This is a genomic window from Cohnella sp. GCM10027633, from assembly GCF_042675445.1.
Lineage (GTDB): Bacteria > Bacillota > Bacilli > Paenibacillales > Paenibacillaceae > Cohnella.
Window position 1 is genome coordinate 29,260 of record NZ_JBHTGV010000005.1, and the last position, 22,643, is coordinate 51,902.

The 22,643-nt window shown below is 58.2% G+C and carries 14 protein-coding genes; all 14 read left to right on the forward strand.

The genetic code is table 11. The features are described 5' to 3' along the window. The first annotated feature begins 22 nt into the window (after positions 1-22). Entirely contained in the window at positions 23-961 is a 939-nt protein-coding gene (locus tag ACFQZG_RS13765; protein WP_378153393.1) for an ABC transporter permease, read from the forward strand. Positions 962-971: 10 nt separating this feature from the next. Next, positions 972-1,856, forward strand: coding sequence for a carbohydrate ABC transporter permease (locus ACFQZG_RS13770; RefSeq protein ID WP_378153395.1), 885 nt, complete (start codon positions 972-974; stop codon positions 1,854-1,856). Between the two features lie 75 nt (positions 1,857-1,931). Continuing rightward, the gene (locus ACFQZG_RS13775; RefSeq protein WP_378153396.1) at positions 1,932-3,464 is read left to right on the forward strand and encodes a DUF3502 domain-containing protein; all 1,533 of its coding nucleotides are present in this window, start codon (positions 1,932-1,934) and stop codon (positions 3,462-3,464) included. A 31-nt stretch (positions 3,465-3,495) separates the two neighbouring features. Beyond that, complete coding sequence (locus ACFQZG_RS13780) at positions 3,496-4,542, forward strand: glycoside hydrolase family 130 protein (RefSeq protein ID WP_378153398.1); 1,047 nt, start codon at positions 3,496-3,498, stop codon at positions 4,540-4,542. A gap of 245 nt (positions 4,543-4,787) precedes the next feature. Then, positions 4,788-10,226 carry a discoidin domain-containing protein gene (locus ACFQZG_RS13785; protein WP_378153400.1) on the forward strand — a complete coding sequence of 1,813 codons (5,439 nt, stop codon included), beginning with the start codon at positions 4,788-4,790 and terminating at the stop codon, positions 10,224-10,226. Between the two features lie 304 nt (positions 10,227-10,530). Further along, positions 10,531-11,130 (forward strand): hypothetical protein, encoded by a 600-nt coding sequence (locus tag ACFQZG_RS13790; protein ID WP_378153402.1) that lies wholly within the window; start codon positions 10,531-10,533, stop codon positions 11,128-11,130. A 2-nt stretch (positions 11,131-11,132) separates the two neighbouring features. Next, positions 11,133-13,211, forward strand: a complete 2,079-nt coding sequence (locus ACFQZG_RS13795; RefSeq protein WP_378153404.1) for a 3-keto-alpha-glucoside-1,2-lyase-like domain-containing protein — start codon at positions 11,133-11,135, stop codon at positions 13,209-13,211. A gap of 135 nt (positions 13,212-13,346) precedes the next feature. After that, on the forward strand, positions 13,347-15,110 hold the full coding sequence (locus ACFQZG_RS13800; RefSeq protein WP_378153406.1) for a sensor histidine kinase: 1,764 nt from the start codon (positions 13,347-13,349) through the stop codon (positions 15,108-15,110). Then, complete coding sequence (locus ACFQZG_RS13805; RefSeq protein ID WP_378153408.1) at positions 15,097-16,725, forward strand: response regulator; 1,629 nt, start codon at positions 15,097-15,099, stop codon at positions 16,723-16,725. The genes ACFQZG_RS13800 and ACFQZG_RS13805 overlap by 14 nt, the downstream gene beginning before the upstream one ends. 129 nt (positions 16,726-16,854) lie before the next feature. After that, complete coding sequence (locus ACFQZG_RS13810) at positions 16,855-18,273, forward strand: ABC transporter substrate-binding protein (RefSeq protein ID WP_378153410.1); 1,419 nt, start codon at positions 16,855-16,857, stop codon at positions 18,271-18,273. A gap of 119 nt (positions 18,274-18,392) precedes the next feature. Then, positions 18,393-19,292 carry a carbohydrate ABC transporter permease gene (locus ACFQZG_RS13815; RefSeq protein ID WP_378153412.1) on the forward strand — a complete coding sequence of 300 codons (900 nt, stop codon included), beginning with the start codon at positions 18,393-18,395 and terminating at the stop codon, positions 19,290-19,292. A 25-nt stretch (positions 19,293-19,317) separates the two neighbouring features. Next, positions 19,318-20,217, forward strand: a complete 900-nt coding sequence (locus tag ACFQZG_RS13820) for a carbohydrate ABC transporter permease (protein WP_378153414.1) — start codon at positions 19,318-19,320, stop codon at positions 20,215-20,217. A 42-nt stretch (positions 20,218-20,259) separates the two neighbouring features. Next, positions 20,260-21,279 carry a glycoside hydrolase family 130 protein gene (locus tag ACFQZG_RS13825; protein ID WP_378153416.1) on the forward strand — a complete coding sequence of 340 codons (1,020 nt, stop codon included), beginning with the start codon at positions 20,260-20,262 and terminating at the stop codon, positions 21,277-21,279. Then, positions 21,276-22,631, forward strand: coding sequence for an FAD-dependent oxidoreductase (locus ACFQZG_RS13830; RefSeq protein ID WP_378153418.1), 1,356 nt, complete (start codon positions 21,276-21,278; stop codon positions 22,629-22,631). The genes ACFQZG_RS13825 and ACFQZG_RS13830 overlap by 4 nt, the downstream gene beginning before the upstream one ends. The last annotated feature ends 12 nt before the right edge of the window (positions 22,632-22,643 follow it).

Genomic DNA, 22,643 nt, shown 5'->3' on the forward strand with positions numbered 1-22,643 from the left:
AAGAAAGGAGGGAAACAAAGCGATGCACTATCAAGTTCAACCAAGTAAAACGTCCAAGCTGAAGCATATCGTTCGGAATCCTTTTCTCTACGCGATGGCCGTTCCGGGGCTGCTGTTCTTCCTCGTGTTCAGTTATTTTCCCATATACGGGATCATGATCGCCTTCAAAGACTATAACTATGCCAAAGGAATTACGGGCAGCGATTGGGTCGGCTTTCGAAACTTCGATTATTTCTTCACTTCGGACGACTTCTGGGTCATTCTGCGAAACACGCTGTCGTTGAACGTGCTGTTCATTGCGTTCACCACGGCGACCGCGATTATAATCGCGCTGGCGTTCAATGAAATTCGCAATAAGTATTTCAAGCGAATTTCGCAATCACTCATCTTTCTTCCTTATTTCATGTCCTGGATCGTGGTCGGCATGATCGTCCAATCGTTATTCGGCGGGGAAGACCCGATGATCAACAACTGGCTGCAAAATATCGGCTTGGAACCGGTGAACTGGATGTTCGAGTCGAAGCTGTGGCCTTACATTTTGACGGTTATCCGCGTGTGGCAGGGAGCCGGTTATCTTTCGATTATTTTTCTGGCCGCGATTACGAGCATATCGGAGGAAATGTACGAAGCCGCGCGAATCGACGGGGCATCCAAGCTGCAGATCATGCTGCGAATTACGCTTCCGTTGCTCGTTCCTACCATTATGATCATGACGCTGCTGGCGGTAGGCAAAATCTTCAACGGGGACTTCGCCATGATCTATGCCATCATCGGGGACAATTCCTTGCTGTATCCGACTACCGACGTCATCGACACCTTCGTATTCCGTTCCATGAGACAGCTGCACGACTTCGGGATGTCTTCGGCGGTCGGCCTGTTCCAGTCGGTTATGGGTCTGATCTTCGTCATTACCGCCAACTGGGTAACCCGGAGGGTGTCTAAAGAATCCGCTTTATTCTAGGAGAATAACGATGAGACAGAAACAGAGCGCCGCGGATCGAACTTTCACGGCATTTGCCTATGCGTTTATTATGTCGTTCACCTTATTTTGTCTGTTTCCTTTCCTGCTGATGATCGTCGGCTCCTTTACGGACGAGGGCGAACTGATCGCGCACGGCTATACTTTATTTCCGCAACAATTATCGCTGGACGCTTATCGGGCGGTATTGCGATCGGACGTGTTGTGGAGCGGTTATACGGTCACGATTTTTATTACCGTCGTAGGGGCATTAAGCGCGTTGTGCATTTCCGCGATGCTCGGCTACTCGCTGGCTAACAAACGGAATGTCGTGAGAACGCCCTTTCTGATTTTTTGCTACTTGCCGATGCTTTTCTCCGGGGGCATCATTCCTTTCTATATCGTGGTCAGCCAGTGGCTGCAGTTGCAGAATTCCATCTGGGTGCTCGTGTTAACCCTGCTCTGCCAGCCGTTCCTCGTCTTCCTGCTCGTCAGCTTCTTCCGAACGATTCCCGAGGAATTGGAAGAAGCCGCAAGAATAGACGGAGCGAACGAGATGAGGATTTTCTTCCAGATCATGATCCCCATCTCGAAGCCGATTCTGGCTTCCGTCGGTCTGTTCTATGCGCTGAACTATTGGAATGACTGGTTCATGGGACTGATGTTCGTGGACAACGAGAAGCTGTTCCCGCTGCAGTTGATTCTGCGCCGGATGGTATCCAATATGGAAGCCGCCAAGAATCTCATTCCCTCCGGGGTAGCTATCTCCGTGACGCCGCCGACCTACGGCGTGCGGATGGCGACGACCGTGCTGACGATCGGTCCGATCGCGTTGCTGTATCCGATGCTTCAGAAGTATTTCGTCAAAGGTCTGACGGTAGGCGCCGTCAAAGGGTAAGCGTCGATGTCCGGCATTAACCGGATTAGCCCGGTTAATCATAGATTTCTTCAATAGACATGGGAGGGTAACAGAATGAAATTCAGAAAAGCGTTTGGCGTAACGACGACGGCGGTATTGGCTTCGTCGCTGATGTTGGCGGGCTGCGGCAACAATACGGACAACGGCGGCAAGGAGGGGAACTCTCCGGCGAATACGGAAAGCGCCGCGGCCGGTCCGAAGGAAACGGTGACGCTGAAAGCTTATTTTCCGGGAGACAAGCCCGCGGGCTTCGACGACGTGCTGCAGGCCGTCAACGACAAGTTAAAGGCGGACAACGTCGGGGCGGCTTTGAATATCAACTTCTTGCCTTGGACCGACTACGGGAACGCGATATCCGTGAAGATGTCCGCCGGGGAAGACTTCGATATGTATCTGGATGCTCCGTGGCTGTCCATGAATCAGATGATCGCCAGTAATTCCTTGACGGAATTGGATGCTATGGTAGCCGAACGTCCGGAGCTCAAGGCGTCCATCCCCGCCGAGATGTGGGAATATAACAAGTTCGACGGCAAAATCATGGGCATACCTCTCGGTACGACCCAAGGTCAGCTGTACGGCGTGCTGATTCGCAAAGATTTGCGCGTGAAATACGGACTTCCCGAGCTGAAGACGCTCGACGACTTGGAGAAGTTCCTGTATGCGGTCAAGGAGAACGAGCAGGATATCAAGCCGTTCGTCATTAACGGCATCAAAGCCGATAAGCTTCCGTTCATTCTGAGCGAATCCGCGAATCAAGCGCTCGACGAAGTGCTCGAGATCGGCGTCAACATGTTCGCCTATTCGACCAAGGACAAGAAAGTCGTCGGCCAATGGGCAAGCCCGACGATTGCCGATGCGTACGAACGCGTCACTAGATACTATAAGGACGGCATCCTGTCGAAAAATATCGCGCAGGAACAAAATGCGGAAACGCTGTTCAAGCAAGGCAAATACGCGGCTACTTATTATGCGGCCGACGGCGTGGAAGGGCTGAAATATTCGGAAATGCTGAAGGACGGCAGCGACAAGCTTGAAGTGTTCGTGCCGAACGGCGATAAGGCCAAGCCGTACACCGCGTTCCAGCAATGGAATTTCCTAAGCATCCCTACCTCGTCCAACAATCCCGAGTTGGTCATGGACGTGGCCAACTGGTTGTCCATTAAGGAGAACCATGACTTGATGGAATACGGCGTTCAAGGGAAGGACTGGGAGCCGGTCGGCGATACGAGCTATAAGGTGCTGTCCGCCTATTCGTTCCCGGGCTACGTGCTGACCTGGCGGCCGACGTTGAACCGCACGCCGGACACGATGACGCCGGACGACAAGAAGTGGTTCGACTTCTCGACCGACCCGGCGAACTTCACGCTTAGTCCGACGGCGGGCTTCAACTTCGACGCCGAGAAGGTGAAGACGGAGTATGCCAAGATTACGCCGCTTCACGATTCGGTCTTCCTGCCGCTGAACCAGGGCGTACTGTCCGCGGATAAAGGCAAAGCGATGATGGACGACAAAATGGCGAGCCTCGGCGGACAAAAAGTGATCGACGAAATTCAAGCGCAAATCAACGCCGTTTCGTCCGGTAAGTAACGGCGCTTCCACGCTGAAAGAGGGATTGCACATGAACGTAAAACGCTATACGCAAAATCCGATTATACAGGCCGAAGACGTTACGCCTTCCCGTCCCGACTTCCGGGTGCTCGGGGCGTTCAACGCGGGCGTCGCGCAAGCGGGGGAAGAAACGATCCTGTTGCTGCGCGTCGCGGAGGCTCCGGTATCGGACCGCGAGGACGAAGTGCTCGTCCCCGTGCTGGACGAAACGAATTCCGCCGTCATCGTAGAGCGCTACGACGCGACCGATCCAAGATACGATTACTCCGATTCGCGCTTCATCGCGCGGAACGGAAGCACGATCAAGCTCACCTCCTTATCCCATCTGCGCGTGGCGCGAAGCAAGGACGGCGTTCATTTCGACATCGAGCCGCGGCCGGCTTTGTTTCCGGAGCACGCGCTGGAGGCTTGGGGAATCGAAGATCCGCGCGTGACGCAGATCGGGGACGTCTATTACGTCACGTACAGCGCTGCGTCCTTGCACGGCGTCGGCGTCGGCTTGGCGGAGACCCGGGACTTTCGGACGTTCAAGCGGCGCGGGATTATGCTGGCTCCCGAGAATAAGGATGTCATGCTCTTCCCGGAGACCATCAACGGCAAATATTACGCCCTGCACCGACCGGTGCCGAAGGCGTTCGGCTCTCCCGAGATGTGGATCGCCGAATCGCCCGATCTCGATCATTGGGGCAATCATCGCTTCCTGATGGGGCTGAGCGAGCAAGGCTGGGATTCGGCGCGCATGGGCGGAGGCGCGGTTCCGATTCGAACCGATCGCGGTTGGCTCGTGCTGTACCACGGTGCGGACGGCAATCATCGCTATTGCATGGGCGCCGCGCTGCTAGACTTGGAGAATCCCGCCAAGGTGCTTGCGAGATCCCGCGTTCCCGTGTTGGAACCGGAGGCCGATTACGAGGTGAACGGATTTTTCGGCAAGGTCGTGTTCTCGTGCGGAGCCATCCTGATGGATAAGACGGTCCGCATGTATTACGGCGCTGCGGACGAAGTGATGGCCGTGGCGGACATCTCCTTGGACGAGATCTATCGTACGTTCGATTAACGAGTCGAAGGCAGCGCAAGCTGCCTTCTTCCATACTTGTATGGGAAAGCGCTGTCAACGACTGTATACGCGTGTTAACAAAGGAGCGTATGTGAATGACCATTCCAATGAGAAGGTTCATGCAGAGGTGGGCCTGTCTTGCTATTGTCTGCGCAATGCTATCGTCAATCATGTTATATTCTCCCGTATCGGCGAGTACTTCCGAGTCGGCGAACGCCGCTCAAGAGATTGCCGATATCCGAACGATGAAAGAGCGAATGGTCGCGTTCTACATTTCCAGAGATATTATCAACGACGGAACGAACGGCCGGGTCGAATGGACCTTCAAGTCTCAAGCCGGAACGTACTTATCCATTCAGAACGCGGACGGAAGCTGGGCGGACGTCGATTACGCGAATACGACCTCCAGCGCCAACGGGCGAGCTTGGTCGCCCTACCTCGCGTTGGATCGAATGCAAGCGATGGCACAGGCGTTCGCGGACCCGAGTAGTCCGTCCTATCATAGCGAAGCCCTGTTAGCGGGCATTCAGAAGGGGCTGGACTATTGGTTCACGGCATTGCCGACTTCTACCAACTGGTGGGAGACCGGAATCGGCAAACAACTCCGGTTGGCGAAAATCGCGATTCTATGCGAAGGATATCTAACCGAGACGCAAGCCGCCAATATTATCGACACGTTAGATCGCGAACCGAACACGGTCGATGGCGCCAACTCGTCCTGGTACAATCAGAATTATATGATCCGCGGACTCTTGCTGGAAGATGTCCGGATCGTTCGCAGCGCCGTGAACGCGTTCAACGTGCTGTCGAACGTGACGACGACCGTGACGGGAATCCAGTCGGACATGTCGTTCTTCATGCACGGCAAGACGAACTATACGACGGGCTACGGCAGAAGCTTCGCCAGGGATATGTCCTTCTGGGCGTACGTGACCTCGGGTACCGTATTCTCATATAGCAAGGCGGCGATCGATTCGCTATCGTCCTACTTGTTGGACGGCACTAGGTATCTCGTGAGAGGCGACGTTGCCGATCTGGGCATGGGGATGAACGGACCCGAATGGCCGGGTTACGAAAGCTCGGCTTTGACCTTCTACGAAGATCCGTTGCAGTGGATGCTGACGGCCAACCCCGAGAGAGCCGCGGAGTTCGCGAGCTTCCTCCACAATATTCGCGAGGTCGGCACGAGCACGAGCAACGGACAGATCGCCAACAATACGACGCAATGGCAGACGCTGGTCTCCTCCCATATGCGCAACGACTATGGCATTACGGTCAAGATGGCATCGAGCACGGTCAAAGGCGGCGAGTGGAGAACGATCAATCCCGGCGGATATAACCTGTTGTATTGGACGAACCAAGGGGCCACCGCCATTCAGAGAACCGGCGACGAATACAGAACCATCTACCCGTTGATGAACTGGGCCCATGTTCCGGGCACGACGGCACCGAACGTGCTCACGAAAGACGGGAACTTCAACAATCCCAAGACGTTCGTAGGCGGCGTGACCAACGAACGCTATGGCGCGACCGCGTTCGACTTCAACAAACTCAGTACCAGCGGGAAGAAGGGCTACTTCTTCTTCGATGACGAGATGGTTGCGCTCGGCGCGGGAATTACTTCGACGAACGCGGCTGCCGTTCACACGACCTTGAATCAGAGCCGGGCGGTCGGACAAGCGCTCGTAGACGGCAATCCGATCGCGGACGGACCGTTGCAAACGACCGGACGCTGGGCATATAACGATAGCATCGGCTATGTATTCCCGACAGCGACGACCTTCCAAGTCAATCGGGAGACGAAGACCGGAAGCTGGAGCGATGTCGTTACGGGAAGCTCGACGGAGCCGATCACGGAATCGATCTTCTCCATCTGGCTCGATCATGGCGTAAAGCCCACGAACGCTTCCTATCAGTACATCGTATTGCCGAACAAATCTTCGGCCGAGGTGGGCGACTACGCGGGCAATATTCCGGTCACGATTCTGTCGAATACGCCGTCGATCCAGGCAGTCCGGCACAATACGCTGAATATTGTCGAAATGCTGTTCTATAAAGCCGGAACGGTGACGGTGAGAGACGGTTTGACCGTCAAAGTAGATCAGCCCTCGATGGTTATCGTGGACGAATCCGTAACGCCTGCGCGCATCTCGGTCTCCAATCCCGAAACGCCGGGAATGATCGTGAACGTGACGCTGGATCGTAACGGAGTAACGACCACGACAAGCTACAAGCTCGGCAAGGATACGTTCACGGGCCGAAGCGTAACGATGAACGAGGGCGCCTCCATCGACGATAGAGGATTCGATCTCGCTTACGACAAAGGCGCAACCGCTTCATCCAGTAAAAACGGACATGCTTCCTCGCATGCTACGGATATGTACAGAACTTCGTATTGGAGTTCGAACGATTCGGACAATGAATGGATCAGCGTCGATCTGCAAGATCAATACGTAATCGATAGAGTGAGGCTGAGTTGGGAGAACGCGTACGGGAAAAGCTATAAAATTCAAGTATCGAACGATGCGGTTACCTGGAGGGACGTCTACTCGACGACGACGGGGGACGGAGCGATCGACGAGATCTCGTTCCGTTCGATCAGCGCCAGGTACGTTCGGATGCAGGGCGTTCAGCAGGGTACCGGGAACGGCTACTCGCTATCGGAATTCAAAGCGTACGAAGCGTTGCCGCCTAACCTTGCGGAAGGCAAGACGATTGTGGCAAGCTCGTCCAGAGCCGCGGACGTGGCGGCGGGCAATGCCGTCGACGGCATCGCGAATACCCGTTGGGGATCCAACTATTCCGATGCGCAGTGGGCCTACGTGGATCTTGGCGCCAGCCAAATGATCCAGAAGGTCGTTCTGCGTTGGGAATCGTACGGCAAAGAGTTCGAGATTCGGGTGTCCGACGACTTGACGAATTGGAATACGGTCTACAGCACCGCGAACGGAGCGGGCGGGACCGATACGATCACCTTCGAGCCCGTGCAAGCCAGATACGTTCAGATGTACGGCATCAAGAGAGGGACGACATACGGCTACTCGCTCTGGGAATTCGAAGCGTATGGATCGCTCCCGCCTAACCTTGCGGAAGGCATGCCGGCAACGGCAAGCTCGGCCAGAGCGTCGGACGTGGCGGCCGGCAGCGCCGTCGACGGCCTATTGAATACCCGTTGGGGATCCAACTATTCCGATTCGCAGTGGATTTACGTCGATCTTGGCTATAGCAAGCCTATCGATAAGGTCGATTTGCACTGGGAAAGCGCGTACGGGAAGGAGTATCAAATCCGGGTTTCCGACGACGCGGCGAACTGGACGACGGTTTACAGCACGACGACCGGAGCCGGCGGCGTCGAGAAAATCGCCTTCGCGCCGGTCAACGCGAGATACGTTCAGATGTTCGGCACGAAGAGAGGGTCTTCATACGGCTACTCGCTCTGGGAATTCAAGGTGTATTCGCCTCTCGTCACCTTCCCGGACGCTCCCGTCGACGTACAAGCCATCGGTCGCGACGGGTCCGCCGAGGTGAGCTTCGCCGCGCCGATCCGTAACGGCGGAAGCGATATCGTGCGGTATACGGCTACCGCTTGGCTGAACGGTACGGCCGTTTCTTCGGAACAGGGGAACGTCAGTCCGATAACGATTGCCGGCTTAACGAACGGCGAGACGTACGACATCACGGTCGTCGCGACGAACGCGATCGGCGATTCGGATCCTTCCGCTCCGATAAGCGTTACGCCGACGCTCGGATTGCCTTCGGCGCCGCAAGCTCCGGCAAGCTTGACCAGCGTCGCGGGCGACGCCTTGGTTACGCTGAATTGGAGCGTGTCGGACGGAGCGGTCAGTTATTCCGTGTACAAGTATGAAGGAACGGCGGCCCCCGTCGATCCGGGCGACTGGGCGATCGTCCAAGCCAGCGTCACGGGCGCTACGTACGACGTAACCGATCTGACGAACGGAACGAGCTACGCATTCGCGGTGAAGGCGGCGAACGCGGGGGGCGAGAGCGGATTCTCCGACGCGACGATCGCAACGCCGACGTCGGAATTGCCGCCGGCGCCATCGGCGCCAGCCGGTTTGACAAGCGTTGCGGGGGACGGCAGAGTCGCGTTGCATTGGAATGCCGTGACGGGAGCGGCAAGCTATGACGTCTACCGGTACGAAGGCGCCGAAGCGCCGGCCGATCCGGGCGACTGGGAGCTCGTCCGATCCGGCGTCGTGCTGGATACGTATACGGTCACCGGATTGACGAACGGAACGAGCTACGCGTTCGCGGTGAAAGCGATCAATGCAAGCGGCAATAGCGGCTTCTCAGGAGAGACCATCGCTGCCCCTGCCGCGGAACTGCCGCAGGCGCCGGCGGCGCCGGGAAGCTTAACCGGCACGGCAGGAGACGGAAGAGTCGTGCTCGCTTGGAGCGCGGCAGCAGGTGCGGACAGTTATTCCATATACATGCATGAAGGAACGTCGGCACCGGTCGATCCGAGCAGCTGGGCGCTCGTTCAAGCCGGCGTCACGACCGTCACGTATACGGCGAACGGGTTGACGAACGGAACGACCTACGCGTTCGCGGTACAAGCGGTCAATGCGGGCGGCGGCAGCGGCTTCTCCGCGGCGGCCATCGCGACGCCGGGGGCCCCGACGACCGGAAATCCGGACGGCGGCGGAAATTCCGGCAACAACGGCAGCGGTACCGATACCTCCGTCATTACATCGACGAACGGCAGCATTCTCATCCCGAGCAGCAGAGCCGGCGAAGTCAGCCTCGATAACGAGGTTAGCCTTGCGATAGGCGCGGGAGCGGCGGAGCAGGAGCTGCGCATCGAGATCGTGAAGCTCCTCGACATCGCTAACCTCGCGTTCGATAGAGAGACGCTGGTCAGCAACGTCTTCGAATTGACGAAGAACGTGACCGGCAACTTCAAGCGTCCGATCGTCATCTCGATGAAGTTCGATCCGTCTCTTGTCGGAGACGATCAGAAGGTCGCTATCTACTATTACGACGAAGTAAACCAAGCATGGATCGAGATAGGCGGCGTCGTGAACGGCGATCGGATCACGACGGAGGTCGATCACTTCACCAAATTCGCGGTCATGGCGGTCGGCGAGAAGGACGAGGGCGGCGAACCGAATACCCCGGCGCCTTCGTTCACCGATATCGCGGGTCATTGGGCGATGAACGACATCTTGAACGCGGCATCCAAGCGGCTTGTCAGCGGCTACCCGGACGGAACGTTCCAACCGAATGCCGACATTACCCGCGCCGATTTCACGGTCATGTTGGCGAATGCGCTGAAGTTGCAGGCAGCGTCTTCGATGGCAGCGTTCACGGACGAAGCCCGAATCGGCGGATGGGCGAAGCAAGCGATCGCCAGCGCGGCGGAAGCGGGCATCGTGAGCGGGTACGCGGACGGCAGCTTCCGGCCGGACGCGCGGATTACCCGCGCGGAGTTGGCGGCGATGGTCGCCAGAGTGCTTAAGCTGTCGGCCGAAGCAGGCGCGAAGACCGGCTTCTCTGACGATAAGGACATCCCGGATTGGGCCAAAGGCGCAATCGAGGCGGTTCGGAAGCTGGGCCTCGCGAGCGGCCGCGGCGACAATAAGTTCGTTCCGAACGGTACAGCGACCCGTGCGGAAGCGGTGACCTTATTGGTGCGGATGTTGAAGCAAGTAACGGAACGATAATAGGATCGGAAGCCCTCGTTCGGCCAAAGCGCCGGGCGGGGGTTTTCGGTTTATCGCATCGGATGCATATGCGGCGACTGTAGGGACAGCCTCTTCGTCTACAGTGAAAATGTATCCTCGGACAGTAGGCTCACCCCACTCCCTCCTTGCCGATTACGGACTATAATCCAATCTGACGGTATCAAAGCGTTAGCGGAGGAGGCTGATCGGCAGGAAACAGGCTGTTCGTCTACGGCATGATGACAGCGTTTACACGAAACCGCGAACAGGCGGGCATACGAACGATCCCGAGGAGGAATTGTTAATGAAGAGTACAAGAAGAGCAGTCGGTCTATTGGTCATGCTAGCCATGCTGATTACGGGAATGTTACCCCATACCGCCGGCGTGGCCGAGGCCGCTCCCGCTACGATTCAGACGTATCCGATGCCATCCATCTATACCGCATCCGGCGTGTATTCCTTGAAGGCGGATACCCAAGCGGTTCCCGTCGTCAGCTATCTTCCCGACTACGATTACGCGCAGTTTTCTTTTGCCGGGAAGGTCGCGATCGAAGTGACGGCCAACGCGCCGATTACTTCGTATTCCATCAGCCCCTTGGCCAAGAACATCGAGGGAACGGTTAGCGGCAACAAACTGACGTTCTCGCTCTCGACCTCGACTTACGTCATCGTAGAGATCAACGGCATGACGAAGAAGCTCGTCATCGCGGCGGACCCGCTGGAGACGAATATTCCTCCTTCCTCGGGCGCCGGGATCTACAATGTAACGCAGTCGCCTTTCAACGCGGATAACACGGGGGCGACGATGGCGTCGGGCGCGATTCAGCAGGCCATCATGCAGCCCATAATGCGGGCGGAGGCGTCGTATTCGTCCCGGCCGGGGTATACAAGAGCGGGAACCTGACCTTGAAGAGCAACGTCACCTTCTACGTGGCCGGAGGAGCCGTCATCCTCGGTACGGGCAAAGGCGAAGACTACGCGATCGACTTCCGCAAAACGTCGCGCAACGCGGACGGCACGTACTTCATCCGTACGACCGCGGGATCCAGCAATATTACCGTGCGCGGGAGGGGAACCATCGACGGCAAGGGCATCGCGATGCGGGAGCGCAAGATGCCGGCCCCGAACAAGGACGAAGGATTGCTGAACAACCTGCTCGTTCCGATCCAGACCTCGAACTTCGCGTTCGACGGATTGATTCTGCGCGATGCCGGGTTCTGGTCGTTCATGGTCGTACGCTCTGACAACGTGACCATCAAGAACCTCAAGGGCTTCCAGGACCTATACAAGATCGAGAACGACGTCATCGATATTAACGAGAGCCAGAACGTGCTCGTGAAGCATTCGATCGCCATCTCGGACGACGACACCTATTCCACGAAAACTTGGCTGCAGACGGGGATGTCCAGCGGGTGGCCGGGAGCGCTCGAGCATCTGGAGAACGTGGTGTTCGACGACGCGTTCGCGTGGACGAGATGCGCGGCCTTCAAGATCGGCCAGGGAGTCGCCCAGGCGCAGATCGGGGTGACGGTCCGCAATTCGTCTATCTATCAGAGCGCCCGGGCATTGCTGATCGATCACGGCTACCTCTATAACACGCTTCCGGAGGAAGGCTACGCTCGGAATGTCACGTTCGAGAATATCGATATCGAACGGGTCGGCATCAATCAATTCGGGAATTATTGGCTTGGGGTCAGTACGAGTACTTCAGGCAATGTCGGCAACGTGCTCGTGAAGAACGTCAATATTCGCGAGCAGGGTTCCCAGCAGTCCCGGATTAAAGGGAATGCGACCAACGGCGGGACGGTTAACGGCGTCACGTTCTCGGACGTCGTCGTGAAAGGCGAGCTCGCGACGAGCTTGAGCGACTTGAAATTGAGCGTGGGCGATAACGTAAACGGCGTCCTCATCGTCAACTCCAACCGGTTGTTCGCCGACGGCTTCGAAGACGGGGATACGGCGGGATGGACCTCCGCGTCGGGCGGCTGGAACGTACCGACCGTCGGCGCGAATCGCGTGCTATCCAGCGGGAACCAGACGGTTACGTCGCTGATTACGGCCAACGCCGGGAGCTCGTGGACGGATTACGCGTATCAAGCCAACGTGAGATTGCCCGTCGCCAACGCCAACGCGGGCATCGTCTTCCGGGTACGGAATGCCGACAATTATTATATGTATCGCATCAATGGATCCAATCAGACGCTGGAGCTGTACAAGTCCGTGAACGGGCAACTGACGTCGGTCGCGAGCACGCCGTTCGCCGCAGCGGAGGAGCAATCGTATGTTCTTAAGGCGGTTGTTCAGGGGAATAAGATATCCGGCTACGCGGACGGACAATTGTTGACGGAATGGACGAATCCCGTCACGGAGCTGACGACGGGGGGAATCGGATTCCGCACGACCTCCGCGGGCGTCCGGTTCGACGACGCCCTCGCGGCCGAGCCTCCGATGCATTCGCTTCCCGCGATCGACCGGTTCGTCGACGATTTCGAGGACGGGAACATGGCGGGATGGGCGTCCGCAACGGGTACTTGGAGCGTAGCGGCTGACGGAACGAACGCCTTAATCCAGCAGGCTTCGGCCACCGGGCTTATTACCGCGGGCAGCTCCTGGACGAATTATACGGCCGAAGCGAAAGTGAAGATGCCGATCGTCAATGCGAACGCGGGCATTCTATTCCGGGTACAAGACGCGGCTAACTTCTATATGTTCCGGATCAATGCGGCGGCCCAGAAGCTCGAGCTGTACAAGTCCGTCAACAACGTCATGACCCTCGTATCCGATACGCCGTTCGCGGCTCAAGCGAACCAATGGTATACGATCGCGGCCGCCGTTCAAGGGAACGCGATAGCAGGCTACGTGAACGGTGAAATGAAGGTGCAATGGACCAATCCGGTATCGGAATTGACGGCGGGAAAGATCGGCTTCCGGACTACCTCCGCGGGCGTCGCGTTCGATGATGCCTTCGTTCGGACACCGGCTTAGATTCGACAGGCAATCATACGGAGGAGCTGTCCCCGGGGCCATGATAAGGCTTCCGGGACAGCTTCGTTTATCTCATATTGTCGAACGGCGCGCCGGGGTGACATAATCAACGGATAGACAGTCTTAACGGAAGGCGTGAGCAGCTTGGATTACCTCGGCAGGCAATCGTTCCGCAACAAATTGAAAGTCGCGTTCCTGGCCGTCATCGTGCTGTCGGTGCTGATGACCGGAGGGTTGTCTTACTATATCTCGGCCGCCACGCTGGAGAAGAACGCGCTGAAGCTCACGCAGGACACCGTGGTCAAGTCCGCGCAGATCGTGGACGAGAAGCTGAACAAGCTGATGCTGATCATGATGACGTTCATGATCAGCCAGCCGTTCTACGACATGCTGAAGGATGCCGCCTCGGGCACCGACGACAACTATTACAAGCATCTGAACGATCTGGACAACGTGTTCTCGCAGGCGAGAATCGCCGAGCCGCTCATCCATTCGATCTATGTCTATACGCCGATCGGCGAATTCTATCCTTCGTCCATGAACCGCAATCGGCTCACCGCGTTCCCGGATACCTCCTTGTACGAGCGCATCGAGAGGGAGCAGAAGAACCTGTGGGTGGAAGGCCACGAGGATATGATCTTCTCCGGCAAGGACCGAGTCCTCTCGCTCATCCTGAAGCCGATCTTCGACACGCCGGTCAACGGCGTATACATCGTCGTGAACATCCGCGAGGACGGATTCCGCAAGCTGGTGCAGGGCAACACCGGGGAAGGAGCGCACAGCTTCCTGCTGAACGCCGAAGGAGAGACGGTATATCCCGCCAAAGACGCGCTGGTCCGGGAAGCGGTGGACGCGGGCGATCTGAAGGACATGATGAACCGCGCGGAGGGCAGCCAATCCTTCGAGCTGGGCGGCGCGACTTATTTGCTGAATTACGACCGTCTCGGCATTGCCGATTGGACGATGACCACCATCCGGTCCCAGGCGGACGTGCTGAAGGATCTGGTGTACGTCAAATGGCTGATCGCCGCGGTCGCTCTTGCCGTGTTCACCGTAACGGTGCTGATCTCCGGCGTGTTCTCGCGCTATCTGCTGAAGCCGCTTCAAGGGCTGCTGAAGGTGATGAAGCGGGTAGAGAGCAACGATCTGACCGCCCGGTTCGAGAGCGGCACCGGGGACGAGCTGGGGCAGGTGGGCGTTCGGTTCAACCGGATGCTGGAGCAGATCGTCGTGTTGATCGACGAGGTTACGGAAGCGCAGACGCATAAGCGGACGGCCGAGATCAAGGCGCTGTCGGCGCAGATGGATCCGCATTTTCTATACAATACTCTCAACACGATCTACTGGAAGCTGAAGCTCAAACAGATCGAGCCGTCGCAGCAGATGGTCATGGCGCTCTCCCGCTTGTTCCAGCTCGGGCTGAACAACGGCCGGGAGATTACGACGCTGTCGAAGGAGCTGGAGCATGTTCGTCAGTATCTCGAGCTGCAGATCAGCTGCTACGAAGGTCTGTTCGCTTACGAGATCCATGTGCGCGAGCCGGAGCTGGCCGAGCTCTCGATACCGCGCATTCTGTTGCAGCCGTTAGCGGAGAACAGCATCTTGCACGGCTTCCGCGATCTGAAGACCGGCGGCCGTATCGAGATCGAAATTACCGGAGAAGGGGAACGCTGGACGATCGCCGTGCGCGATAACGGATGCGGCATGGACGAAGAACAGGCGCGCGCGCTCTTGAGGCCGGATTCGAAGAAGGGCTATGCGGTGTCTAATCTCGTTCAGCGGCTTCAGCTCTATTACGGGGATAGCGCGGCAATCGAAGCGGACAGCGCGCCGGAGCGCGGAACCGAAATACGGATTTCTTTACCCAAGATAGGAGTGCATGCGGATGAGCAATCCTGAGGCGATCAGTCTCTGCATTATCGACGATATTCGAAGCGTAGTGGACGGGCTGACCGCGATGGACTGGGAAGAGCAGGGCATTCGGGTCGCGGGCGTATCGAGCAACGGGGAAGAGGGGCTTGCGCTGATCGGCGAATTGCGGCCGGATCTGGTCATTACCGATATCCGGATGCCGCGAATGGACGGGCTGAGCATGCTGCGCGCGGTGCTGGAAGAGAACCGCGATTGCAAGGTCATTCTGATCAGCGGCTACGCAGACTTCGAATACGCGCAGCAGGCGGTGCAATTGGGCGCTTACGACTTCGTCGTGAAGCCCTTCTCCGAAGATGACATCATGTCGGCGGTGCTGCGGGCCAAGGCGGAGATTATGGAAGAGAGGAAGAAGCTGCTGAGCCTTCGGGAGATGGAGAGCAAGCTCCGCGAGAGCATGCCGGTGCTGCGGCAGGAATACTTCTCGTTGCTCGTCAACCACCGCACGTCTTGGAAGGAGGCTTCGGCACGGTGGGAGTTTCTGAATATCGAGCTGGAGCCGCGAGGCTTCGTCGTCATGCTGATCGAGATCGACCGGTTCCGCGAGCAAGATCCCGAACCGTCCATTCGGGAGATGGAGCTGACCCGCTTCTCCCTGCTGAACATCGTGCAGGAGACGATCGCCGAATTCGCGCGCTGCGTCGTGTTCCGCGCCGGTCAGGATCGGTACCTGGCGGTGTTGAACGATACGGGACCGCAGTCGAGTCCAATCGAGATCGCCGAGCGGATCTGCTGGAATATCGAACGGCATACCAAGTTCACCGTGTCCGTCGGGGTCGGCGGCGGAGCGGAGGAGATCTGCGAGCTGCCGGATTCCTACCGCCAGGCCCAGCGGGCGCTCTCCCATCGGCTGTTCACCGAGGGCAACGCGGCCATTCCGTATGCCGATATTCGCCAGAGCGAGAGCCAGGAGCCGCTGGCGCTCGAGTACAAGGACGAGCTGCTGCTGGCCCTCCGTTCCGGCCATGTCGGACGGACCGAAGCCATACTGTCCGCGATCTCGGAGTCGCTGCAGAAGCGGGTTTCCCGGCACAATCCGGATTATCTGCTCAGCCTGTACGACGAGCTGGCCGCTTCGGCGATTCGCGCCTTCTACGAAATGGTTCCGTATTCGGACATCCAGCCGCTCGTTCAGAAGTTCAGGAAGGCGCAAGGAACGGCGGGGCTGCCGCTGGCCGCGTTGCAGCGCCAGCTGCATGCCTTGTGCGCGGAGGGAGCCGCTCTGGTATGCCGGAACAGCTTGTCCGAAGGACAGAAGGTCGTCTATAGAGCCATCGACTATATCAAGAGCCGGTTGTCCGAGGATATCGCCGTCGGCGATTGCGCCGCCCATGTGCATCTCAGCGCCAGCTACTTCGCCAGCTTGTTCAAGCAGGTGACCGGGATGACGGTCACGCAGCACATCACCTCGGAACGCATTCATAAGGCGAAGCAGCTGTTGGTGGACGGGGCGCAGGTGCAAGAGGTGGCTTCGGCCGTCGGTTACGAGGAACGCAGATACTTCAGCGAGATGTTCAAGAAGATCACCGGCCAGACGCCGTCGGAGTTCAGGGCGGGCTATCACGCGGACCGGCCGGAGGCATGAGGAGCCTGCCGCGCAGACCGTAGATTTGTATCCCATGAGAGTGAAGTTGCCGTACTCCTTCTTCGAATAGGAGCACTTATAATAAAAAACGAGCTCACCAACCATTCGTTAATCAAAGGGGTAGAACGCATGCAGAAGAAATGGGCAGGTCTCGGATTAGGCCTTGCGCTAGCCGTCGGAATCGCGGGTTGCGGCGGGAACGACAACGATAACGCCAATAGCGGCGCATCGAACGCACCTTCGGAAAGCGGCGCGGCTTCGGCTTCGGCAACTCCGTCGGCGGAGACGAACAAACCGCCCGTACAGTTGAAGTACTGGACGGACGACCGTCACGACCAAGAATACATCAAGGAATTGATCAACAAGTTCAACGAGACGAACGAAGACAACATTCAAGTGGAATTGACGGTGTTGTCCGAGAATTACGCGCAGAGCGTCGACATCGCCTTCTCCAGCAACCAAGCGCCGGACTTGCTGCGCATCAAGAGCGGCAATGCGGCCGGCTTCGTCAAGAAAGGGTATCTCGAACCGATCGATGCCTATCTGACCGACGACATCAAGTCGAAGTTCGGCAAGCTGCTGCTCGACGACGTCAACCGGTTCGGCGGCAAAGTATACAGCTTGGCCAATACGGGCAATACGTTGCGTCTGATCTACAATAAGGACCTCTTCGCCAAGGCGGGCATCGCTAATCCTCCGGTATCGCTGCAAGAAATGGTCGACGATGCCAAGAAAATCACCGAAGCCGGCAAAGGCGACGGCGTCTACGGCTTCGCGCTGAACTTCAAGAGTCCGAAGTCGGCGTTCGACCGTTCCGTTCGGGAGATTCTGTCCTTGAGCGGTCATCAAGGCCTCGGCTTCGATCTGAAAACGGGACAATTCGACTTCGCGCCTTATTCGCAGGTCATCGAATACTTCAAGCAAATGCACGAAGACGGAAGCATTCTTCCCGGCGCGGAAGCGCTGGACATCGACCCGCTGCGCGCCCAATTCGCCGCAGGCAAGATCGGTATGTACCTCTCCTTCTCGACGGAACCGGGCGTGTACAAGGATCAATTCCCGACGACGATCAACTGGGGCGGCGCGCTGGCTCCGACGCTGGACGGACAGATCAAGGGAACTTCCGAGATCGTGTCCGCGGGGACGTGGCTCGGCATCAGCGCCCAGTCGGCGAATAAGGATGCGGCTTGGAAGTTCATGCAGTACATGTACGGCGACGATATCTTGAAGACCTATCATGAGAAAGGCTTCGGGCTTGCGGTCGTGCCTCACATCGTGGAACAGGCCAACAAACCGGAGATTAGCGGCATGGAAGGCTTCTTGGTCGGCGAACACGATTCGATCTGGCCGGTCTCGCCGAACGTTACGCCGGAAGGCGCCGTCTACGCGGATGCATTCTTCAAGTATATGCTCGCCGGCGGAGACGCGAAGGCGATTACGGACGATCTGAACGCCAGATACAACGCCGCGTTGTCCAAGGCGGTGGAGAAAGGCGAGGTCGTCGTAACGCCGAACCCTGCCTTCGATCCGGCTAAGCCGCAGGGATAAGGACAGGCAAGAATGGGCTGCCGCACGCCGTATTACGGGCGGCAGTCCTTTTTCTTTCCCCGAAGGGCGAGTTCGTTCGAGCCCGACGAAGATCCCATTGTATCGAGGAGGAACGGATCATGAGATGGAGATGGAAACGACTTGGGGAGAATGCTCTGTTCCTGTCCCCGAGCATTATTCTGACGGCAGCCTTGGGCATCTATCCCTTGATATGGATGCTGCGTTATATGTTCTACGACTATGCCGGATACGGCGAGCCGTTGTTCGTCGGCTTGGACAACTTCGGCCGGCTGATGCGAGACGCGTTGTTCTGGGAAGCGGTCGTCAATACGTTCGTCTACGCCGGAGGCAAGCTGCTGCTGACGCTGCCGATCTCGTTGCTGCTGGCGGTCATTCTGAACGGTAAGCTGCGCGGCGGCAATCTGCTGCGCGGGATTTACTTCATGCCGACGATAATCAGTACCGCGGTCATCTCCGTGGTGTTCTATACGATCTTCAATTCCTATAACGGAATGGTCAACGCCGTCCTGATGAAGCTGCACCTGGTCTCCGAGCCGGTCAACTGGCTCGGGCCGGAACATGCGATGTTCACGGTCATTCTCGTGGCGGTCTGGGGCGCGGTCGGCAACTATATGTTGCTGTTCCTGGCCGGCCTGCAGAGCATTCCGCAAGACTTGTACGAGAGCGCGTCCATCGACGGCGCGAACGCCTGGAGACGATTCTGGCACATTACGCTTCCGATGCTGGCTCCGGTAGCCCAGCTGGTCATCATGCTCGCGATTATCGCGTCCTTGAAGGGATACGAGAGCATCATGCTGATGACGGAAGGCGGACCGATCGGCAAGACCGAGGTCATGTATCTCTATCTGTATAAGCTATTATTCCCGGTATCCACCGGATCGCCCGTCGAGCAACAGCTGGGATACGGCAGCGCCGTGGGCTTCGGAACGGCCGTTATCGTCGGAGCGATCACCGGCCTGTACTTCCTATTGAGCCGTAAAATGAACAAGATGTATTAGCATCGCAAGAGAGGAGGTTCGGCGAATGAACGAACAAGCGATATCCCGACGGCCGGATCGGCGAGGCCGCGTCGCCGCCCCGCCGTCCAACCGAACGGGCGCGATCTTGAGCCGTACGGCCATGTGGCTGTTTCTGCTATTAACGGCGTTACTGACCGTATTCCCTCTATTGATGACCTTGTCCGGTTCTCTCAAGACCGGCGCCGAGATGATGACCGGCGGCACCTTGTTGCCGGCCAAGCTGCAGTTCGCCAACTATGCGGAAGCCTGGAAGCAGGCGAACTTCGCGCGATATACGTGGAACAGCGCTTGGGTCAGCATCATGGCTACGGCGGGCACCTTGCTGGTAGCCGCCATGGCGGCTTACGTGGTGGACCGCCGCCGATTCCCCGGCAAGTCCCTGTTCGTGACGGTCCAGGCGTCGATGATGTTCATCTCCGTCGGTGCCGTCGTGCTGCGCCCGCAATTCGATATGATGGTCGCGCTGAACCTGAATACGACGCTATGGGGCGTCATCCTCATTCTGATCAGCGCCCATTCCGGCACGTTCTTCATGCTGCTCGGCTTCTTCAAGGCGATTCCCCGCGAGCTTGACGAAGCGGCCATGGTGGACGGCTCCGGCTTCTTCCGGACGTTTTTCCGGATTATCTTGCCGCTCTTGACGCCGGGGCTTGGCGTGACCGGGCTGTTCGCCTTCCGTCATGCTTGGAACGAATATATATTGCCGCTGGTGTTCACGATGACGAATCCGCAGCTGCAGACGCTGACCGTCGGGCTCGCGAATCTTCGGTACGGCGCTTCCGCCGCGATGCAGATCCACCTGATGATGGCGGGAGCCTGTCTGTCCATCCTGCCGATGCTGCTCGCTTATATCGTGGCGAACAAGTCGTTCATTCAGGTGACGGCGGGTTCGGTCAAAGGGTAATGCCATTCCCTACTTACTTCATACACAAGGAGCATCATCCATATGAACGACTTCACGGTAGGGCCGCTATTCTCGAGCCCGATCATCACCCGGCATTCCGCGAATCCGATACTATCTCCGGGCGATGTGCCATACGGTCCGGCGATGGTCTTCAACGCCGGGGTCGCCAAGTTCAAAGGCAAATACGTCATGGTGTTCCGCAATGACTACGGCGATGAAAGCCGAGGGATCGTCGCCCCTCATCATACGACCAATCTCGGACTGGCCTTCAGCGACGACGGCATCAAGTGGGACGTGCAGCCCAAGCCGATCTGGTCCTGGCACGACGATGAGATCATCCGCGTATACGATCCGCGCCTGACGGTCATCGGCGAGCGATGCTATATGTGCTTCGCGGTCGATACCAAGCACGGTCTGCGCGGCGGCATCGCCGTAACCGAGGATTTCGCCTCGTTCGAGGTGCTGAGCCTGTCGCTGCCGGACAACCGCAACATGGTGTTGTTCCCGGAGCGGATCGGGGGCAAGTACGTTCGGCTGGAGCGCCCGATGCCGGTATACAGCCGCGGGGGACGAGACCGCTTCGACATGTGGATGAGCGACTCGCCGGACCTGCGATACTGGGGCAACTCCAAGCTGGTGTTGGCGGTCGAAGACGTCGCTTACGCCAACGACAAGGTAGGCCCGGGCGCTCCGCCCGTCAAGACGGATCAAGGCTGGCTAACCCTGTTCCATGCCGTCGATATCGACCGCGGCCGGGGCAAGAACGGATGGGAAGACAGTTGGAAGAAACGTTATACGACAGGCATCTTGCTGCTGGATCTCGAAGACCCCGGCCGGATTATCGGCAAGGCGGAAGCGCCGCTGCTCGCGCCGGAAGCCGCGTACGAGACGAGCGGGGGTTTCCGGAACGACGTCATCTTCCCCGGCGGCATGATTCTGGAGGATTCCGGGGAAGTGAAGATCTACTACGGCGCCGCCGATACGGTAGAATGCCTGGCGACCGCGGATGTAGAGGACTTGGTGAAGCTTTGCCTGGAAGGCGCCGGAGGGAGGACGCTATGAACGGACATCTGACGTTGCCGCCCGCCGCCATTCCCGTTGCCCGCGAGGTAGACGTGCTGGTCATCGGCGGCGGGGCTTCCGGAATCGCAGCGGCCATTGCCGCGGCGAAAGAGGGAGCGCGCACGATGCTGGTGGAGCAGAGGGGATTCCTTGGCGGCATGGGGACGGTAGCGCTCGTTCCCGCCTTCTGTCCCTTCACGGATAAGCGGAAGCCGATCATTCGCGGTCTCGGCCTCGAGCTGATGGAGCGAATGAAGCAAGCCTGCGAACCCCGGTACCGCGAGGAATATCGAGAGATGCTGGATTGGGTGCCGATCGATCCCGAGGTGCTGAAACGAGTGTATGACGACGCCATTCTGGAACACGGCGTTACGCCGCTCTACCACACCTTCGTCTACGATGTCGTCTTGTCCGAGGACCGCCGGACGATCGAAGGCGTCGTTGTCGTCAACAAGACGGGGCGTTCCTTCATCCCCTGCCGGTATATTATCGATTGCTCGGGGGACGGGGATATTGCCGCTCTGGCTGGCGTTCCGTTCCAGAAGGGCGGGGAAGCGGGCGAGCTTCAGCCCGGCAGCATGTGCTATCTGCTCGCGAACGTAGACCGTCCGCGGTTCCAACGGTTTCTCGAGGAGAGCGGAGATACGGGCCAACTGCACAAGACGGTGGAGCGGGCGATCGCCGACGGCGCGTTGCCGGAGGGCCGCAAGTCGATCTCCGGCCTCGCTTGGGTCAGCGACTACTTGGTCGGCGTCAACTTCGGCCATGTGTTCGGCGTCGACGGTACGCTCGCGGAAGATCTGACGCGAGGGGCGATCGAAGGCCGCCGCACGGCGGAGCGCCAGCTGCGGTTCTTCCGCGGCTACGTACCGGGCTTCGAGCACGCCCATATGGTGGCGAGCGGGGAGCAGCTCGGCATCCGGGAAACCCGGCGTATCGAAGGGGACTATATTCTGACGGTCGACGACTTCCTGGCCGCGCGTTCCTTCCCGGACGACATTGCCCGCAACGCTTATTACATCGACATTCACCTCGCCGACAGCAAAGGCGCGATGACCTTCAACCACTTGCCTCCGGGGGTGTCGCACGGCGTGCCGTATCGGATCATGCTGCCGGTCGGCATCGACAACCTATGGGTTGCCGGACGCTGCGTTTCCTCTGATCGGGCGGTGCAAGGCTCCTTGCGGGTCATGCCGAACTGCTTCTCCATGGGGCAAGCTTCGGGTACGGCTGCCGCGTTGGCGCTTCGGGGCGGCACCGGCTCGCGCGGCATTGCCGTCGCCGAGCTTCAACGGAAGCTGCTGGAACAAGACGTATGGCTGGGAGAGGATTTCGTGCCGGCCTCGGAATAACGCCACGGAGTC

Excerpts from the sequence above, each read along its gene's own strand:
- ACFQZG_RS13785 (WP_378153400.1), top strand. The coding sequence starts at position 4,788 with ATGAAAGAGCGAATGGTCGCGTTCTACATTTCCAGAGATATTATCAAC.
- ACFQZG_RS13790 (WP_378153402.1), top strand. The coding sequence starts at position 10,531 with ATGAAGAGTACAAGAAGAGCAGTCGGTCTATTGGTCATGCTAGCCATG.
- ACFQZG_RS13815 (WP_378153412.1), top strand. The coding sequence starts at position 18,393 with ATGAGATGGAGATGGAAACGACTTGGGGAGAATGCTCTGTTCCTGTCC.
- ACFQZG_RS13810 (WP_378153410.1), top strand. The coding sequence starts at position 16,855 with ATGCAGAAGAAATGGGCAGGTCTCGGATTAGGCCTTGCGCTAGCCGTC.
- ACFQZG_RS13780 (WP_378153398.1), top strand. The coding sequence starts at position 3,496 with ATGAACGTAAAACGCTATACGCAAAATCCGATTATACAGGCCGAAGAC.
- ACFQZG_RS13820 (WP_378153414.1), top strand. The coding sequence starts at position 19,318 with ATGAACGAACAAGCGATATCCCGACGGCCGGATCGGCGAGGCCGCGTC.
- ACFQZG_RS13805 (WP_378153408.1), top strand. The coding sequence starts at position 15,097 with ATGAGCAATCCTGAGGCGATCAGTCTCTGCATTATCGACGATATTCGA.
- ACFQZG_RS13825 (WP_378153416.1), top strand. The coding sequence starts at position 20,260 with ATGAACGACTTCACGGTAGGGCCGCTATTCTCGAGCCCGATCATCACC.
- ACFQZG_RS13765 (WP_378153393.1), top strand. The coding sequence starts at position 23 with ATGCACTATCAAGTTCAACCAAGTAAAACGTCCAAGCTGAAGCATATC.
- ACFQZG_RS13775 (WP_378153396.1), top strand. The coding sequence starts at position 1,932 with ATGAAATTCAGAAAAGCGTTTGGCGTAACGACGACGGCGGTATTGGCT.
- ACFQZG_RS13770 (WP_378153395.1), top strand. The coding sequence starts at position 972 with ATGAGACAGAAACAGAGCGCCGCGGATCGAACTTTCACGGCATTTGCC.
- ACFQZG_RS13830 (WP_378153418.1), top strand. The coding sequence starts at position 21,276 with ATGAACGGACATCTGACGTTGCCGCCCGCCGCCATTCCCGTTGCCCGC.